This is a genomic window from Cernens ardua, from assembly GCF_051251085.1.
Lineage (GTDB): Bacteria > Pseudomonadota > Gammaproteobacteria > Pseudomonadales > Halomonadaceae > Cernens > Cernens ardua.
On the sequence record NZ_JBPCZH010000001.1, the window covers coordinates 809,148 to 827,269 of the forward strand.

The 18,122-nt window shown below is 49.9% G+C and carries 14 protein-coding genes; 9 read left to right on the forward strand and 5 right to left on the reverse strand.

Annotation, left to right across the window (positions count from 1 at the left end; translation table 11 throughout):
* Positions 1 to 87: 87 nt before the first annotated feature.
* Entirely contained in the window at positions 88 to 1,632 is a 1,545-nt protein-coding gene (locus tag LMG33818_RS03525; protein ID WP_442321961.1) for a Ppx/GppA phosphatase family protein, read from the reverse strand.
* On the reverse strand, positions 1,629 to 3,677 hold the full coding sequence (gene ppk1 / locus LMG33818_RS03530) for a polyphosphate kinase 1 (RefSeq protein ID WP_442321962.1): 2,049 nt from the start codon (positions 3,675 to 3,677) through the stop codon (positions 1,629 to 1,631). The genes LMG33818_RS03525 and ppk1 overlap by 4 nt, the downstream gene beginning before the upstream one ends.
* Before the next feature lie 216 nt (positions 3,678 to 3,893).
* Here ppk1 and LMG33818_RS03535 point away from each other — a divergent pair, with 216 nt between their 5' ends.
* Genes LMG33818_RS03535 through LMG33818_RS03545 form a run of 3 tightly spaced genes read left to right on the forward strand, consistent with a single transcriptional unit; the run spans position 3,894 to position 5,394 of the window.
* Positions 3,894 to 4,040, forward strand: coding sequence for a hypothetical protein (locus LMG33818_RS03535; RefSeq protein WP_442321963.1), 147 nt, complete (start codon positions 3,894 to 3,896; stop codon positions 4,038 to 4,040).
* A gap of 38 nt (positions 4,041 to 4,078) precedes the next feature.
* Positions 4,079 to 4,906, forward strand: a complete 828-nt coding sequence (locus LMG33818_RS03540; protein WP_442321964.1) for an inositol monophosphatase family protein — start codon at positions 4,079 to 4,081, stop codon at positions 4,904 to 4,906.
* A 41-nt stretch (positions 4,907 to 4,947) separates the two neighbouring features.
* Positions 4,948 to 5,394: a hypothetical protein gene (locus LMG33818_RS03545; protein WP_442321965.1), complete on the forward strand. Its 447-nt coding sequence runs from the start codon at positions 4,948 to 4,950 to the stop codon at positions 5,392 to 5,394.
* A 208-nt stretch (positions 5,395 to 5,602) separates the two neighbouring features.
* Here LMG33818_RS03545 and orn read toward each other — a convergent pair whose 3' ends face one another.
* A complete protein-coding gene (orn, locus tag LMG33818_RS03550; RefSeq protein WP_442321966.1) occupies positions 5,603 to 6,169 on the reverse strand; it encodes an oligoribonuclease in 567 nt (188 codons plus the stop codon).
* Positions 6,170 to 6,476: 307 nt separating this feature from the next.
* On the opposite strand from orn, the gene rsgA reads away from it, so the two are divergent.
* The 4 genes from rsgA (at position 6,477) to LMG33818_RS03570 (ending at position 13,175) form a co-directional block, all read left to right on the forward strand.
* Entirely contained in the window at positions 6,477 to 7,472 is a 996-nt protein-coding gene (gene rsgA / locus LMG33818_RS03555) for a small ribosomal subunit biogenesis GTPase RsgA (protein ID WP_442321967.1), read from the forward strand.
* 310 nt (positions 7,473 to 7,782) lie between these two features.
* Positions 7,783 to 9,492: a thiamine pyrophosphate-dependent enzyme gene (locus LMG33818_RS03560; protein WP_442321968.1), complete on the forward strand. Its 1,710-nt coding sequence runs from the start codon at positions 7,783 to 7,785 to the stop codon at positions 9,490 to 9,492.
* A 192-nt stretch (positions 9,493 to 9,684) separates the two neighbouring features.
* On the forward strand, positions 9,685 to 11,013 hold the full coding sequence (locus LMG33818_RS03565; RefSeq protein ID WP_442321969.1) for an MFS transporter: 1,329 nt from the start codon (positions 9,685 to 9,687) through the stop codon (positions 11,011 to 11,013).
* Positions 11,014 to 11,186: 173 nt separating this feature from the next.
* The gene (locus tag LMG33818_RS03570; RefSeq protein ID WP_442321970.1) at positions 11,187 to 13,175 is read left to right on the forward strand and encodes a S9 family peptidase; all 1,989 of its coding nucleotides are present in this window, start codon (positions 11,187 to 11,189) and stop codon (positions 13,173 to 13,175) included.
* A gap of 105 nt (positions 13,176 to 13,280) precedes the next feature.
* Here the strand turns inward: LMG33818_RS03570 and LMG33818_RS03575 are convergent, their stop codons facing one another.
* Positions 13,281 to 14,606, reverse strand: coding sequence for an NCS2 family permease (locus LMG33818_RS03575; RefSeq protein ID WP_442321971.1), 1,326 nt, complete (start codon positions 14,604 to 14,606; stop codon positions 13,281 to 13,283).
* A gap of 269 nt (positions 14,607 to 14,875) precedes the next feature.
* Here LMG33818_RS03575 and LMG33818_RS03580 point away from each other — a divergent pair, with 269 nt between their 5' ends.
* Positions 14,876 to 15,694 (forward strand): sulfurtransferase, encoded by an 819-nt coding sequence (locus tag LMG33818_RS03580; protein WP_442321972.1) that lies wholly within the window; start codon positions 14,876 to 14,878, stop codon positions 15,692 to 15,694.
* Between the two features lie 188 nt (positions 15,695 to 15,882).
* Positions 15,883 to 16,740: an archaetidylserine decarboxylase gene (asd, locus tag LMG33818_RS03585; protein WP_442321973.1), complete on the forward strand. Its 858-nt coding sequence runs from the start codon at positions 15,883 to 15,885 to the stop codon at positions 16,738 to 16,740.
* A 153-nt stretch (positions 16,741 to 16,893) separates the two neighbouring features.
* Here asd and LMG33818_RS03590 read toward each other — a convergent pair whose 3' ends face one another.
* Entirely contained in the window at positions 16,894 to 18,024 is a 1,131-nt protein-coding gene (locus tag LMG33818_RS03590) for a mechanosensitive ion channel family protein (protein WP_442321974.1), read from the reverse strand.
* Positions 18,025 to 18,122 lie beyond the last annotated feature (98 nt).

Below are 18,122 nucleotides of genomic sequence, written 5' to 3' on the forward strand. Positions count from 1 at the left end.
ATTCATGTATGCAAGTAGGCCCCTTGGGCAGCCCGTAAAGCCTGTTCAGGGGGCGTAGTGTAAACCGCGCTTGTAGAGGCCGCGGGTTCAGTTCTCCTTGATATCAAGGCAAAGACCCAATTTGGCAAACTGTTTGACTTCACTACGCAAATCATCCAGCAAGACAGGGTCCATACGTCCTTCTACCGTCACGTCTACCTCAAGCGTGTCGTCATCCTTGGCATGGATGAAAAAGCGGGGGTCGGAGTCCTGTCGATCACTATTATTGAGTACCGCCAACCGCAATAAAGCGATAATGCGATAAATATCGTGTTTTTTATACAGCGAGAAAGACGGTATCAAATCAAGCTTTATTTTTTTACGGTAGGCACGTACCAGTGTCGCCAGTAGGGCTTGTTCCTCCCGGCCGAAACCGGGCATATCCGCGTTGGCCAAAATATAGGAGGAGTGTTGCTGCAAGCTACTGGAATTGATCTGCAAACCGATTTCATGCAACCGTGCTGCCCAGAGCAGGCGATTCAACCACCCTTCATCCAGCGCAAAGACCTCAGCAGCATCCTTGAAAAAGCGTAACGCGGTTTTCTCTACACGGCGGCTTTGGTTGACATCGACCTGATAACGGGCGGCCATGCCATCCACAGTGCGTTGGCGTACATCCTGATGGTCCATGACCCGGCTCGCCAGCTCATACAACACCCCTTCACGCAAAGCGGCATCATGAATGAAGAGCTGCTTGATCTTCAGCCGGTCCATGATGGCCCACAAAATGGCAACACCCGCAGTAAGAATGGCTTCACGTTCCGGATCCATTCCGCTAATGGAAATCTTGTCCACTCGGCCAATATCAATCAGTGCTTCACGGCACTTCTGGAGCTGCGCCTTTGTAATAACGCCCTCTACCGCATCCTCTTGTTGATTGACCCAATGCGCAATGGCCTTGGCCGTACCCGAAGTCGCATAAACAACATCGTAGGTGTAGTGAGTCAGCTGTTGTACAACCGGTTCAAGTTCTTTGCGTGCCGCCAAACAGGCACGATCAAAGCGCTTCGCCGTAATTTCTCCATCACCGAAGAAGCGCTCGGTAAAACTGACACATCCCATTAGACGCGAAGTCAGAAAATCTACCGTGAAGGCATGTCCTGAGATCAGCTCGGTACTGCCACCCCCAATGTCGATCACCAGACGCTGCGCATCGGTAGGCGTGGTTTGTGCCACGCCTTTATAGATTAAGCGAGCTTCTTCACGACCAGAAATTGTCTCGATGGGATAAGGCAGGAATTCAGCCGCACGAGTAATGAATTCATCACGATTTCTTGCTTCACGGAGTGTGTGTGTCGCAACAATGTGCACCTTGTCAGGTGAAAAGCCCTCCAAACGCTGGGCACACAGGCGCAACGCATCCAGACCTCTCTGCATGGACTCATCATCAAGATAATTGTCTTCATCCAGGCCAGTCGCAAGATGCACTCGCTGTTTGAAACGCAGTAGCGGTTGCAGTTGCTGATCAATGACCCTGGCCGTAATCAGATGAAAACTATTGGAACCAAGATCCAGCGCCGCAAATTGTGCGGGGGCAGCGGCCGCCCCTTCATCCAAAGGCGCTAAAGGAGTCAGAGGTTCGGTTTCACTCATTGCACACCACCCAGTTGTTTCAGGTAGTCATAAATCGCCATTTGCGATCTGACCTTTTTGCGATTTCCACGGCGTCGGTAGTGGTTTACCTGATCCTTGTCGATAACTCGGGCCTTGGTGGTATCACACCACTGAAGCTCCATGATCGACTTTACCTGTTCGGCAATACGCTTGTCGTAGAGCGGACATGCAACTTCAACACGTTGATCAAGATTACGCCCGTACCAGTCAGCCGATGAAATGTAAATCCGCTCGGCACCGCCATTATAAAAGCAATATACACGGGAATGTTCCAGGAAGCGATCCACGATACTGATCACTTCAATCCCTTCGCTTATTCCCTTGATACCCGGTATCAAACAGCACATGCCACGTACAATAGCGCGTACTTTTACCCCTGCCTGGGATGCCTGTTCCAATGCGGCAATCATGGTGTGATCCACAAGGCTATTCACCTTGATGAATATCTCTGCCTTTTTTCCCTGACGCGCCGATTCCATTTCATTTTCGATCATTTCCAGTAGCCGCTGACGCGTGGTCAACGGGGAGACCAGCAAATGCTTGAATTCAGGAGGCCGATAGGGTTTTTCCAGATAACGGAACACCTGCTCCACTTCTCTGGTAATGTCAGAATGTGCAGTGAACAGACTAAAATCCGTGTAGATACGAGCTGTCTTTTCATTGAAATTACCCGTTCCCACATGCGCATAACGATGCAACTTACCTTTTTCCTTGCGCGTCACCAGAATCAGTTTCGAATGGACTTTAAGCCCCTGAATCCCAAAAATGACACGCACGCCTTCCTGTGTCAGATATTTGGCCCACTCGATATTGGCTTCTTCATCAAAACGGGCCTGTAGCTCTACCATGACCGTTACCTGCTTGCCATTGCGGGCAGCTTCGACCAATGACTTGATAATGACAGAGTGCCGAGCGACCCGATACAAGCAGATTCGAATCGCATGGACATGCGGGTCATACGATGCCTGACGCACAAAATCCGTTAATTGTTCAAAACGGTGATAGGGATAATTCAGCAGAATATCGCGCTCGGCAATCGCCTCAAACACATTATGATGAGAAGTAAAATCAGGGTGTGTAAGCGCTTTCAAGGGCAGATATTCATAGGACTTGCGCCCCCAATTGGCGAAGCTGGTCAAGTCACGGGTGTTACGATAACGCCCGCCGGCCACCAGTGAATCATTGGAAGACATATCGCAGCGCGCGATCAGGAAATCGAGCATGCTTTCAGGCATATCGGCGTCGTATACCAATCGCACCGCTTCCGCTTGTTCACGCTGGCGAATTCCCTCCTCCATCAGCTCAAGAATACTGTGCTCGATATCGTGAGAGAGGCGGTATTCTGCATCGCGTGTCAGCTTGAATTCATAGGCTTTCAACGCATCATACGGCACTAGCCCTTTAAACAATTCCTCCAGACATAGTGAAATTACGTTATCCAACATAATGATGCGCTTGTTACGTTTTTCGTAACGAAAGGGCATTTTGATGAAACGGGGAAGCGCGTCACGAGGCAGCTCAACGGCGGCGTAATGAATATGCCCTTTATGCGCAATCTCGATACAAAAATAGGTGGAATCCTCCACCAGTGTTTTGGCCAGGTTGATTCCCTCACCAATCATCAACGGCACCAGATACTTCTTGATCTCGGTATGAAAAAACCAGCGGAGCCACTCACGCTCGCGGGGCGTTGTCTCCTTTTCATCAATCAGCATCAGGTTTTTACGCGCCAACTCAGCCAATACCTCGACGTGAATACGCTCAAATTTCTCCTGCAGCGCCATTACCTGCTGGTGGATCTCCGCCAGTAACGCCTCCGCCTTTTTACGATGATGTTTCGATGACGTATTCTCTATTTCCCGACGTACCTCTGCCACACGAACGCTAAAGAATTCATCGGCATTATTGGAAAAAATCCCCAAAAAATGAACGCGTTCAATAATGGGCACAGTCTTGTCTGCCGCTTCCTGTAATACCCGTTCATTGAATGAAAGCCAGCTAAGTTCTTTGGGATAAAATTTCATTACATGTGACCAATTGATGGAGATCAAGGATACATAACCATTCCTAAAGTTTAATTTAAGACAACTATGTGACAGTTATATAAAAGAGGGGCACAGCTTCTCTTTCAGAGAAAATCGTATCCTGATGCCCTGCGTCTACAGTGGTAAATAATCCATCACAAGAGAAACCATGAAATCGCATATAAATGACATTTATGGAAACAGCGTTGACCCGTAATGCAATCCAGTCGTCCCTTCAAGATTTTGGTGTTACTCTTTGGTGAGATGAACTACAGCATGCAGGATGTGACAGAACGTATTGGCAAGACAGCAGAGGGGTTTGCTGACATACGCCCCCTTCATTTCCTCCTGCACCCCATGTGAATTCACTTGTGACACTGCCTTGAGGAGAAAAACCAGCCATGGCCTTTAGTGATGCCCAGCTTGATCACTTTGCTTTAATACTTGAAGAAGCTGCAAAAAAAGAAGTCATGCCTGCCTTCGGTCACTTGGGCAAGGGCGCTATCCGTACCAAGGAGGGTCCTACCGATTTGGTCACTGATGCAGACGAGGCCTCTGAACGTTTGATTACTGAGCGCTTGCTGGCATCTTTTCCGGATAGCATTGTGATTGGTGAAGAAGCCGTTGCAAAAGGCGAAACGAATCTGGATTCACTCAAGGAGGCAACGCTGGCATTTATTATCGACCCTATCGATGGCACTCGTAATTACGCGACAGCAACGCCCCTGTTTGGCTTGATCGGTGCTGTGGTCGAAAAAGGGGAAATTACGGCCGGCGTCATTATTGAACCGATAACACAACGCCGTTTTTGTGCATTGAAGGGGAAAGGCGCGTGGAGCCAACTCTCAAATGGGGAGAGAACTCCTCTCAAAGTGGCCAAGCCTGTCCCGGTAAATCAAATGGAAGTCCATATATCGACGGGGTTCATGCCCCAGGAATTACGTGACCGAGTGAATTCGAGACTCTCCCATGTGGGGGCAGTCAGCATGTTCCTTTGTTCGGCACACGATTACAGGTTATTGGGCGAAGGCTATCGCCATGGTTTGATGTACTACAAGCTGATGCCATGGGACCATGCGGCCGGATGGCTGATCCATCAGGAGGCAGGCGGATATTCTGCTCATTTTGATGGTACGCCCTATCGCCCATATCACACCACCGGCGGGATACTCTATGCGCCGGATGAAGCCAGTTGGAAAGCATTGCACAAGGAGCTTCTGGCACCATGAACATGCGCCAATACACACACATTTTTTCCCCAAGGCACCTAATGTCCCTCACTCGGAAAGGGCTGGTGTTGGGGGTATGTACGTGTGGCGTATTGAGCTCAACCGTATATGCAGCACAAGGAGTAAACCTAAGCGTACCGGGCCCGAATTATGCCGAGGCGGCCAAAGCATATGCTCAAACTCAGGCGCAACCCAAACACCGCCCCCTGGTTTTCATGCCTGCTCGAACCGAGGGTTATAATGTGCATGGCGGTGTATCTACGGGGGTGATGGCAGGCTCACATCACACCAGTGGTGAATATACGGCAGGGTGGGTAACGGTCTCCCGTGGCAAGACGTACTTCAGCTTCGGTGCAACACAGATGCACATGACAGGTCATCGCTACGGCCGATATGATGCGGACAGCGGCCCTTACAGCATTGGGCCTTATGGCTATGGACCCGGGAACACAACCGGATATAGCCTGGCTATTGGTACAGGACCGTAAGCAGTTACGAAGACTGAATCAACCTAGTAAGCCAACCGTAACAGCGTTCGTGCCCCCTAATGATGTTGTACCCCTCACCCTCTCCGCATATTGCTTCGCGGCGCCTATCGGATTTTCCTCTATATCACTCTATAAAAACCTCTATACAGATATAGCCTCTATGCGAATATAGAGAGAAAGAAACAGCGCCGTAGGCATGTTTTCCATATCAAAGTGCAAGAAGATGTTCGCGATAATACTGGAGTTCCTCGATGGACTCGCGAATATCATCAAGTGCCTGATGCGTTGCACGCTTTTTCATTCCACCCAGAATGGAGGGCTTCCAACGGCGCGCCAGCTCTTTCAGGGTGGAGACATCGAGATTGCGATAGTGGAAAAAGGCTGCCAACTGCTGCATTTCACTCAGCATGAAACGGCGATCCTGATGCACGCTGTTTCCACACATGGGCGAACTTCCCGGCGCCATATAGCGTGACAGAAACTCAATCGTCATGCGCTCAGCCTGTTCGGTATCCACCGCACTTTCACGAACACGGTCAATCAGACCGGACTCCCCATGGGTCCGCGTATTCCATTCGTCCATCGCATTCAGGAATTCATCAGGCTGATGCACGGCAATCACTGGGCCTTCAGCAATGATATTCAGGTTGCCATCTGTCACGATGGTGGCCACTTCGATAATACGATTAACGTCAGGATCCAATCCGGTCATTTCCAGATCAATCCATGCCAAACGATCCTGTTTCGGATCAATTTCTCCAGCCACTTGGCTCATGCAACAAGACTCCCTCGGAGTAACGGGATACAGAATTCTCCGCCCCCCACACTAATAAACAACCACGCGCCGGCCAAACAGGGTTGCACGGGCAGATAAACACTCACCATACCGAAAATAGGCAAAGGAATCCAAACAAGGAATTCAATCGCCCTCATCCTGAAGAAACCTGTACAATAATACTCATCGTCATCATTCAATATTCAATGCGGGGCACACTTCTGTATCCTATATCCTACAGGGATCTTCCGGTATTGAATATCAATGTTAAAAACGATCCCTTTATTGTTTCAGCCTCGGGAGCGACATGAGCGGACGCAAACTCACTCGGCAACAACGTCGTCGTATCGAAAACATCCATGCAAAACGTAACCAGCGTGCCACAAAAGGCGACACGCAGAGCACGGAAGAGCTGGATGCCAGTAGTTACGGCCCGGAGCAACCGGGTAGGGTCGTTGCTCATTTTGGAAGAACCCTCGAAGTAGAAGACTCTTCAGGTGAGCTGCATCGGTGCCATCTGCGCGCCAATCTCGATTCACTCGTCAGTGGTGATTATGTCAGTTGGCGTGAAGGTCAGGATGGCTCGGGGATCGTGGTTGCCCGCCATGAGCGTGAATCATTGCTGGAGCGCCCTACTTTTCAAGGGCAACTGAAGCCTGTTGCCGCCAACCTCGACCGTATCATGATCGTCTTTGCGGTAGAGCCGGCTCCGTTTGCCAACCTGATCGACCGGTATCTGGTCGCCGCCGAAGCAACGGGCATTCAACCCGCACTGGTGTTGAATAAAATCGACCTGCTTCAGCCGGATGCGGAAGTGATTACGCTACTGGAACGTTATCAACAGCTGGGGTATGACGTTGTACAGGCGTCGACAGAAACGCAACATGGGCTGGAGACGTTGAAAGCCTCATTAACACAGCACACATCTGTGTTTGTCGGGCAATCCGGAGTGGGCAAATCCTCCCTGATTCAGGCGCTCCTCCCCGACCATTCACTCAAGATCGGCGCACTTTCCCCCGATAGCCGCAAAGGTACGCATACGACAACAACGACGCGGCTTTACCATCTCCCAGAAGGCGGTCACCTTATTGACTCCCCCGGCATTCGTGAATTTGGCCTGGAACATCTGGAAGAAGACCAGGTGATCGAAGGGTTTGTAGAACTACGTCCTTTTATAGGACATTGCCGATTCAGCAATTGCCGCCATTCTCAGGAACCTGGCTGTGCAATTCTCGAAGCCTACGAGAGCGGCTACATCTCGACAGCACGCTTCACCAGTTTTAGACAAATTCTCTCTCGCTAGCTCGATATCATCATTTGATTCGACTTTTATATTGATGGCACGTTCATATTTATGGCGTACAGTGGTCATATGTAGACCAAGTGTGGTAAAAATACTTAAAAATGTCTTAAGATAGGGATAGCCACTTTCCTGATTATCACTTTTTGCGTCATCCAAGCCCTACTCGGATGAACGGTTTCACTTCATACGCCTTACCCTGAAGCATCGGTACATCACTCAGCCAGCTCATATAGCTCAACCCCAAAATAACCGAGCTGAGTCTAATGGACCGTTTTCAATAATGACTTGATCACCCAGGAGCCGAGAGAAAATGAGCAAAACCGTTTCCGATATCATTATCGATACTTTGTATCAGGCTGGTGCACGCCGTTGTTATGGTGTTGTCGGCGATACCATCAATCACTTTACTGATGCCATGTCTCGAAGCCCTCTGCAATGGGTACACGTTCGTCATGAAGAAGTGGGCGGCTTCGCAGCAGGGGGAGAAGCCTATGTGAGCGGAAGATTGGCCGTCTGTGCGGGGACCTGTGGCCCGGGTAGTCTCCACTTCGTGAATGGCCTGTTTGAAACACATCGCAACCGCTCGCCAGTTGTATTGATCGCCTCGCAGGTCGATAGCCGCCAAACCGGTGTGGGTTTTCCGCAGGATGTCGATCAGAAGAAAATCTATGAGCAGTGCAGTGTCTTTTGCGAGTATCTCAATCATCCGGAGGAAGCACGCCGTCTTACTGCGATGGCGGCGCAGGCTGCCCTTAACAAGGGCGGGGTTGCCGTATTAATCGTCCATGGTGACACCTTCCCCACTAAAGTAGAGCAGGATCAGGCGTTCAAGACACGCCAATTTCATCCACGTGTACTGCCGAGTCATGAAGAGCTGGAAGCTATTATCGAGATACTCAATAGCGGTAAAAAAGTGTCTATTTATGCGGGGATAGGCGCGGGTGCGGGTCGCGAAGAGGTGATTGCTCTCGCTGATCGGCTGAAAGCGCCCATCGTTCATACTTCCCGTGCCAAGGATACGATCGAATACGACAATCCGTTCAATGTCGGGATGACGGGGGTATTCGGGCTGGTGTCCGGTTTCCATGCCGTCATGGAATGCGATGTCCTGCTCTTGTTGGGATGTGACTTTGCCTGGGGGCAATTCTATCCGGATAAAGCGACCATCATACAGATTGATGTTGATGCAACACATATTGGCAGGCGGCATCCTATCGACCTTGGTGCGGTGGGTGACGTTGCCAGTACGGCGGGGTTACTGGCCTCACGGGTAGAGGCACGCAGTGACGATAAATGGCTGAAGACCTGCCTCAAGTTGCATGAAAAAGCCGTAGCGTCCGAATATAAGGATGCGCGCCACGAATCCCCCATTCACCCTCAGTATCTCGCCGAACTGATCGATAAACATGCCGATGAAGATACTGTATTCACCGGTGATGGCGGCAGTTGCATGGTCTGGTTACTACGTCACATTGCCGCCAATGGTAAACGCCGCATGCTCACTAGCCTGCGACACGGCACCATGGCGAATGCCTACCCACAAGGGTTGGGTGTTGCCAAGGCCTACCCTGACCGGCAGGTGATTGCCCTGTGCGGTGATGGGGGAATGACGATGCTGCTGGGTGACCTGCTGACACTGGTACAGGAAAAAATCCCTCTGAAGATTATTGTGGTCAACAATAGCTCTCTGGGGTTTGTCGAACTGGAGCAGAAAGTCGAAGGACTTCTGGATAACTATACAACGTTGGAAAATCCTGATTTCGGCGCGATGGCAACGGCCATGGGAATCTTCGGCAAACGCGTCGAACAGGGCGCAGATCTGGAAGCCGCTGTGGAGGAAATTTTGGCTCACCCTGGGCCGGCCCTGCTGGACGTCATTACCAACCGGGAAGAACTGGTCATGCCGCCTCATATCGAGCCTTCAATGATTACCGGCACGTTACTTTATGCATCCAAAGCCATGCTGAATGGACGAATGAATGATGTCGTTAATCTGGTGAAACATAATTATTTGAATTGATTATTTTCATGCTGATCAAATGTCACTCATGGTGAAATTCATGTAATGACACGCTATGTTCGCAAAACGATGCCCGTCATTTTGGACGGGCATTTTTGGTATCGGTTGCTGAAAAATCGATTCCATAATTAATTCATGACATGCGGCGCAGAAATCGCTAGGGTAGCGGGGTTATTTATTTGAGTGATTGGTATGCCCACAACAGCCCCCTCTGCTACACCTGCCCATGTCAGCTTCAGAGAAGTGTTTGCCGTCGCCTCTGGTGCGGCCATCGAGTTTTTTGACTTCAGTGCCTATGCTACCTTTTCGGTCATGATCGGACAGGTATTTTTCCCTTCCAGTAGCAATGCCGTCAGCCTGCTTTCGTCTCTTGCTGTCTTCGGGCTGGGCTTTTTGGCACGTCCGCTGGGTGCTGTAATTATTGGTACTTATGCGGATACCTCAGGTCGCAAACCGGCCATGCTACTCACCATGCTATTGATGATTATCGGGACAGCAGGCATGGCATTGCTGCCGGGGTATACCACTTGGGGCATTTGGGCGCCTCTCCTCCTGCTGATATGCCGTTTATTGCAAGGTATCGCCTGGGGAGGAGAAGCCGGGCCAGCCACCACGTTCATCATGGAAGCCGCACCGCCTCATCGCCGAGGGTTGTACACCAGTTGGCAAATCGTTGCACAAGGGGCTGCTGGGCTGGCAGCTGGTTTGATAGGCTTTGCCCTGAGCCGTGAACTCAGCCACACCCAACTCCTCGCATGGGGTTGGCGAGTCCCCTTCCTTATCGGTTTATTGGTATTGCCCGTGGCTATTTACCTGCGTCGGCATCTCAACGAAACGCTACCTGCTACCGCTGACTCGACGCTAACTAACCATACATCATCGGCTACTCTCGAATACCCGCTGCCTAGCGCTGCCCAAACACCATTGAGCATGGTATTGAAAGATTATCGGGCGCTGGTGATTGTCGGTATTTTGATCATCTCGGGGAGCACCATCACCCAGTATTTCCTCAACTATATGACCACCTACGCGCTAAGTGAGCTGCATTATCCCACCCAGATCGCCATGCTCGCTCCTATCGTGATCGGTGTGGGCGTGATGCTGTTTTCACTACTAGGTGGATATCTGGCCGATCATTGGGGACGTAGCCAAACGATCATCATTCCGCGGGTAGTGCTGACCTTACTCCTCTTCCCTGCTCTTATCCTGATTGGTGAATACCATGCCCCCTGGCTCTTTTTTGTCCTGATCAGCGTATTGACGGCACTCCAGTGCATCAGTGGCTCCGGTTTATTGGTTGCATTGTGCGAAAGCTTCCCTCGCCCCCTCCGCTCAACGGGATTTTCCATTGTCTATGCCTTGGGTATCACCCTCTTTGGCGGCACCGCACAGTTTGTTTTTTCATGGCTAAGTGATGTGATGGGAACGGCCATAGCACCTGCATATTATTTGGTGGTGACTAACCTGGTGTGCATGGGCGCAACCGTTTGGCTGTATTCGGGGAGAGGGAGTAAAAAGTAGAAAAGACTAAAAAACACCCAGCGGTTCACTTGGGCAATAGAGGTGATATTTTTCGCAAAGCAGATACAATTAAAACGCAACCTGTGAGACCCGGCATAGCTCATATATAAACAATCAATACTCGCCATGCATTGGTTAAATAATAAATACATAATCAGGATCGAGCCCTTTCCATGCCTTCTATCGATGATATTCCTCTTATCTCCCGCGATGTGCTTTTTGGCCCCGCTGAACGTACCAATATCAAAATCAGCCCGGATGGACGTTATTTCAGTTGGATTGCCGATAATAAAGGAACTGCCAATATTTGGCTGGCTCCAACAGATTCCCCCCATGATATCCGCCCCGTTACTCATGATATCCAACGAGGTATCAAACGCTATGTCTGGACATATCAACCCGATGTGCTTCTCTATTATCAGGATCAGGGAGGTGATGAGAACTATCAGCTTTATGCACTGGACCTGGCTACGAAGAAAGTTATAGACCTTACGCCATTCAAGAAAACACAGGCCCAACTTGTTGGCAGGAGTCATAGACATCCCGAATACGTCATCATCGCAATGAATGATCGAGACCCTAAATTCCATGACCTCTATTCCGTCAATATCACCACAGGTGAGCGTTTCCTGCTGGAAGAGAATACTCAAGGATTCATGAGCTACCTCGTAGATGAAGAACTTGCACCCGCCATAGCTTTCTCCATGACTGATGACGGCGGTATGAGGTGGCTGAAGAAAAATTCTGAGGAATGGTCTCGTTTATTGGATATCAGCGCAGAGGATTCTCTTACTACCTTTCCGCTTATTAAGCAGGTCAAAAAGAATTACCTGTATATCGCGGACACACGCAAGCATGATACTGCCGAACTCACGTGTTTGAATATCGCCACGGGGGAAAGCACGACCCTTTACTCGGATCAACATTCCGACATTCAGAAGGCTATAGGCGCAACGGACAAAGGGGAAATCAAGGCTGTTTATACCAATTACCTTAAAGGTGAATGGCATGCGTTGGAGCCGGATTACAAGACATCTTTCGAACAACTTGACAAGGCTTTCCCCTCTGGCTTTGGGATCGATTCCCGTACCCTGGACGACCAACGCTGGATAGTACATGACAATGCCATCGATTCTCCCGGCAACTATTATCTGTTTGACCGAGAAACCAGAGCGCTATCCCTGATCTGCGTATCACGTCCCAAACTGGTAGATGCACCATTGGTTCCCATGTGGCCACTCGAAATTCCTTCACGGGACGGTCTTACACTGGTCAGTTATCTGACCCTGCCAGCGCACTCTGATCCAGATAAAACCGGCCATCCGATAACGCCACAGCCATTAATCCTCTTCGTTCATGGGGGCCCCTGGTCTCGCGATATCATGGATTATCACCCCATGATCCAGTCCTGGGTACAATGGATAGCCAATCGCGGTTATGCCGTACTGCAAGTCAATTTTCGAGGCTCAACAGGATTTGGCAAGAAATTCATCAATGCGGCCAATAGAGAATGGGGAGGTCGCATGCATGACGATTTGATTGATGCCATTGATTGGGCCATTGAGCAAGGTATTACTACACACAACAAGGTAGGTATCTTTGGAGGCAGTTATGGGGGGTATGCCACACTGGTTGGCATGACATTTACGCCAGACCGCTTTGCTTGCGGCATCGATCTAGTGGGCCCTTCCAGTTTATTGACCTTCATCGATACCATTCCCGAATACTGGAAGACTGAAATGGACTTCTTCCGTTATCGTGTCGGCGATATGCGAACCGAGGATGGCCGAGAGTTCCTTTGGTCACGGTCCCCGTTGTCCAAAGTTAAAAATATAAAAAATCCACTTTTGATTGCACAAGGAGCCAATGATCCGCGCATCAAACAGTCAGAGAGCGATCAACTCGTCGCGGCGATGAAAGAGAATCATATCCCCGTTATTTATGAACTCTTCCCGGATGAAGGACATGGCTTCCAACGACCAGAAAACAACAAGGCGTTTTTTGCGACTGTGGAACCCTTTCTGGCGAAGTATCTCGGCGGTCGTGTAGAACCGATAGGAAATGACCTTGAAGGTTCGAGTCTGGAAGTTGTCGTAGGAGCTGAATATATTTCCGGATTGAATATTGCACTGGAAAATTTCACACCGGTAATTAAACATTAGATCTCTAACGTTTTAATCTATCAGCTCACTTTATCTCACTCACACCAACAAAAAGGCGAGCCATAAGCTCGCCTTTTTCATACCATCCTACTGCTATTTTCTGTATTAAAGTTCAAACAGAAGTAACAGTGACAGAATGGCTAAAATCCACATGGTGAGATGGACTTCACGCGCCTTGCCTGCTGCTGTTTTGCAAACCACCAATGCCAGAAAACCGAAGACCACACCTACGGTAATGGAGTAGGTAATCGGTATTAGCACCATGGCGATAAAGGCAGGAATGGCCTCTTCCATTTCCTTCCATTCGATCAGGCGAATCGGCCCCAACATGAATACCCCGACCATGATGAGCGCAGGTGCAGTAGCAATGGAGGGAATCAGTGACAACAAGGGTGAAAGAAAGAGGAACGGAATGAACAAAAGCCCACACACAACCGCGACGAGCCCCGTACGCCCCCCCTGGCTGATACCCGCTGCCGATTCGACGTATGCATTCGCCGGGCTGGTCCCCAAAGGCGCAGAAATCAAGGCCGAGGTGGCATCAACCACCATGGAGCGACGCATATTGCGCGGCTGTCCATTTTCATCAAGCAGATTGGCTGCCTGAGAAAGCCCCATAAAGGTAGACAATGCATCAAAAAAGGTGGTGAACAAAATTACAAAGATAAAGGGCCAGTAAGCGATCTTGAGCGCACCCAATACGTTCACGTGGAACAGGCCACTGAAATCGGGCAGTGCGAAAATGCCACTGTAGTTGACCAATGTATGCAATCCGGGAGCATAAGCCGCGCCATCCCCCCACCAACGCCCAATGGGTATCGCCATGATAGTGGTCAGAATGATTCCGATAATCAGTGCGCCGGGAATCTTGCGGGTAACCAGTGCCGCGGTGATGACCAACCCGAGCAGGAAGGTAACGACAGCAGGCGTCAAATGCCCCATACCCAGCACGGTATCGGGGTTACCTACCAAAAACTTCGCATTTACCAACCCGATTACAGTAATGAAAAGACCAATACCACAAGCTACTGCATGGCGCAGGGAACGGGGTATCGCATCAATCACATACTGGCGCACATTAAATGCGGACATGATGAAAAACAATACCCCCGACCAGAACACGCATCCTAACGCAATTGTTAGTGGGATTTTCGCGCCTACCACCATGGTATAGGTAAACAGCGCGTTAGCGCCCATCCCCGGCGCCACCAATACAGGGCTACGTGCATAGGCCCCCATGGCGAAACTACCGAATGCACTGATCAGGACGGTGGCTGTAAGCGCCTGTGAGAAAGGGATACCTGCCCCACCAAGGATGGTAGGGTTGACCACGATAATATACATGGCCGCAAGAAAGGTACTAATACCGGCCAGTATCTCCCGTTTTGGAGTACTGCCCTCTTTTTTGATTTTAAACAATTGTTCCAACACGCGCGCTTCTCCTTGGGTACAGAGTTGCCATTTTTCATTATTGTTGAATAGCAGCCTGCATATAGTAACTTTTTGAAACAATATCTTCGACTGCTAAATATACGGGAACGTGATATTTTTTAAGCATTGGGAAGCGCCCGTTACCCATTTGAAATGTTCAATCCGATTGAACAATCCCGAACTGCAAATGGTCTCATGTTGATGCACCATGTTTCCCCTTTGGACGCTGCCATCAAACCGTTATTACATACACCCCATGGAGGTAAGTCATGTCATCCACACCACTACTTCCGCTAATTGCTGAACCTGATCAACTGAATGCAGTACTCGGCAATCCTGATCTACTGATTATCGATGTGCCCCTCAAGGCGGAAAGTTATCAGGAAGGCCACGTGCCCGGAGCAGTTTTTTTGGAGAGCAAACGTCTTCTGAAAGGCAGTGGTGACATTCCCAACGATGCGCCTACCGTTGAACAGCTGAGCCAACTTTTTTCATCGCTGGGTCTCACTCCCCATACTCATGTCGTCGCCTATGATGATGAAGGTGGCGGATGGGCAGGTCGTCTATTGTGGACGCTGGAGCTCATTGGACACCGCCATTATTCCTATTTGAATGGCGGGATTCATGCATGGCGAGCCGAGGGATACACGACAGAGACAGACGATACGCTCCCTACTCCAAGTGATTATCGAGCCGAGATCATTCATCCTGAATTGGCTGTCTCGCGAGAAACGCTAGCGGGACAACTGGATCAGGTACAAGTATGGGATGCCCGTAGTGCTGCTGAGTTTAGTGGCGAAAAAGGTGACAACAAACATCTGGGGCATATCCCAGGTGCCATCAATATCGATTGGCAAGAGCTCAAGGACCCAGAACATCACCTGCGTTTGAAACAGAACGATGAGCTGATTGCGCTGACAGAAGCGCGTGGAATTAATCCTGAAGCCGAGATTATTACACACTGCCAAACTCATCACCGCAGTGGCCTCAGCTGGCTGGCAGGTCGTGCACTCGGCTTTAATATTCGTGCCTACCCCGGTTCCTGGAAGGAATGGGGAAACCGCGACGATACGCCTATCGAAAAATAGTATCCAAAACGATGTTTGCCCCGTAAAAAAGGGGCCTATTGACGCATTGTGTCTGCGCTTTATCAAAACAGCTGCCGACTGCCGCGTGGCACGGTAAAATGCAGCTGATTTACATGTTCACACGCACCATGACTCGCACCATAACATAGCGACCAAGGCGCACACTCGGATTCCAGCAAGGTTGGTTCATGCATTCAAATCCCGATGATGTCATTTTTACAGCACTGCAATACGTAGTCCCTCAGGCGCTACTTTCACGCCTCGCAGGAAAGCTTGCAGATACCAAAACACCCTGGCTGAAAAATCTGCTGATTCGGCGTTTCTGTGCGACCTATAACGTTGATCTGAGTGATGCTGTCATAGAAGATGCGACCGGTTACGAGAGCTTCAATGCCTTTTTCACGCGTGCATTGAAACCGGGTGCCCGTCCTGTGGGTGAAGGTATTGTCTCCCCTGCTGATGGCACGCTTTCCCAATCCGGCGCTATCCTTCATTCAACCATGGTACAGGCCAAGGGCCATAGTTATACGGTTGAGGATCTATTGGGAGGGCAGGATCAATACAGCACGCCGTTCAAACAGGGTCAATTCGCGACCGTATATCTTTCCCCCAGGGATTACCACCGCGTCCATATGCCCTGCGATGGGACGCTTAAACGAACCGTCTACATTCCCGGCCAGCTTTTCTCGGTCAATACCACAACAGCTGCGCGCGTTCCCAATCTCTTTGCTCGAAACGAACGGTTAGTCTGCCATTTCGAGACCGAATATGGCCCGATGGCCATGGTACTGGTGGGCGCAATGATTGTTGCTGGAATTGAAACGGTATGGAGTGGTCAGGTTCCTCCCCATGCCAATAATGTTCAACGAAGTGATTTCGACGCATCCATTTCATTAAAGAAAGGCGAAGAAATGGGACGTTTCAAACTGGGATCGACGGTTATCCTCTGTTTTCCTGAAGGCGTTAATACATTGCCAGCGCATATAGCAGGCAGCACACTTCGGCAAGGGCAAGCACTGATGCAAAAAGGGCTTCCAGACGAATAATCATCAATTGTCGCGAACAATCCAACCTCAATGAGCGAACGTATTACTGCGCCCTGATGAGTGATATACCAAAGACGTCATCGTATCCTCAACCTTTCCTTGCGCGCAGGGTGCGACATGCTTATAAGAGTTCACGGATATTTCTACATATATTCATGGATGAGATGAAGACCCATCCGAAGAGAGTGACATGCCGAACGATTGAGAACTGAACCCCTCCCCCGACTGCAATTGGGTACGCTCGGTCGGTAAGTACCCGGGATAATTCGATGCAATAAATCGAATGAGCCCTTCACGAACAAAACAGGAAACCGCCCACCAGGCTGGCATACCATCCGCAGAAACCAGAATACGAAGCTGCATGGCTCTCTCGTTGGTATCACTCACGTCCAGCTGTAAATCACGTCCATTATAATGGGGAGCGACCTTGACCAGCTTTTTCAGCTCCTCCCGCAACGGTTCAAGTGGTAAATGATAATCCACCCACAGGTAGATCGTCCCCGTCAGGTGCTCATCCGTACGCGTCCAGCTAGAGATGGGATTTTCAACAAAATAGGTCAAGGGCACAATCAAGCGGCGTTCATCCCATGTACGAATCACCACATACGTTGTATTAATTTCTTCTACGTACCCCATAACGCCTTCGATCACCACGAGATCATCCAGGCTGATAGGTTGGGTAAGTGCAATCTGGATACCCGCAATTATATTGCTGAGGACAGGGCGGGCAGCAAAACCTACCACGATACCAGCAACCCCTGCAGAAGCCAGCAGACTGGTTCCCACCTGCCGCACAGCAGGAATCATCATCAGCATGCCGGATAAGCCAATAATCGTTACCACAACCATACTCATACGGCTGATCAGACTCACTTGCGTAAGAACACGCCGTGAATACTGAGAGGTATCTTTATGGCGGGAGAAAGACGAAGAATAGGACTGCTCGAACCCTTTGATGACAGCAGCGATCAACCAGGCGGCCGACCCTATCATGGCGCAGAGTAACAAGCGCCTTAACAACGATAACCATCCCAAATCATCCAGTGAAGGAGCTGAGTTGATAATGACAGCAAAGACGATCAGGGGCACCAGCCACTTCAAGGGTCGGGCAATATTATCAAAGACAGGCTTCAGGGAAGCATGCCGCTTCTGTAATCGCCGAGCGACAGCAAACACCATCATTCTCAAAATGATGGAAAGCAAAATGGCAATGATGGCGTAGGTAGCCAATCGCAAGGAAGGAATATTTCCCCACAGGGATACAAATGTTGAGAGAATAGGCATTGATGATCCAGTGGCTGTCTTCTATAAATTGTTATCGAAAGAGTATAAGAGAGTAATGATCAACAATTTTTACTATAACCATTTTGCAACGCCTGACT

Excerpts from the sequence above, each read along its gene's own strand:
- LMG33818_RS03525 (WP_442321961.1), bottom strand. The coding sequence starts at position 1,632 with ATGAGTGAAACCGAACCTCTGACTCCTTTAGCGCCTTTGGATGAAGGG.
- ppk1 (WP_442321962.1), bottom strand. The coding sequence starts at position 3,677 with ATGAAATTTTATCCCAAAGAACTTAGCTGGCTTTCATTCAATGAACGG.
- LMG33818_RS03535 (WP_442321963.1), top strand. The coding sequence starts at position 3,894 with ATGCAATCCAGTCGTCCCTTCAAGATTTTGGTGTTACTCTTTGGTGAG.
- LMG33818_RS03540 (WP_442321964.1), top strand. The coding sequence starts at position 4,079 with ATGGCCTTTAGTGATGCCCAGCTTGATCACTTTGCTTTAATACTTGAA.
- LMG33818_RS03545 (WP_442321965.1), top strand. The coding sequence starts at position 4,948 with ATGTCCCTCACTCGGAAAGGGCTGGTGTTGGGGGTATGTACGTGTGGC.
- orn (WP_442321966.1), bottom strand. The coding sequence starts at position 6,169 with ATGAGCCAAGTGGCTGGAGAAATTGATCCGAAACAGGATCGTTTGGCA.
- rsgA (WP_442321967.1), top strand. The coding sequence starts at position 6,477 with ATGAGCGGACGCAAACTCACTCGGCAACAACGTCGTCGTATCGAAAAC.
- LMG33818_RS03560 (WP_442321968.1), top strand. The coding sequence starts at position 7,783 with ATGAGCAAAACCGTTTCCGATATCATTATCGATACTTTGTATCAGGCT.
- LMG33818_RS03565 (WP_442321969.1), top strand. The coding sequence starts at position 9,685 with ATGCCCACAACAGCCCCCTCTGCTACACCTGCCCATGTCAGCTTCAGA.
- LMG33818_RS03570 (WP_442321970.1), top strand. The coding sequence starts at position 11,187 with ATGCCTTCTATCGATGATATTCCTCTTATCTCCCGCGATGTGCTTTTT.
- LMG33818_RS03580 (WP_442321972.1), top strand. The coding sequence starts at position 14,876 with ATGTCATCCACACCACTACTTCCGCTAATTGCTGAACCTGATCAACTG.
- asd (WP_442321973.1), top strand. The coding sequence starts at position 15,883 with ATGCATTCAAATCCCGATGATGTCATTTTTACAGCACTGCAATACGTA.
- LMG33818_RS03590 (WP_442321974.1), bottom strand. The coding sequence starts at position 18,024 with ATGCCTATTCTCTCAACATTTGTATCCCTGTGGGGAAATATTCCTTCC.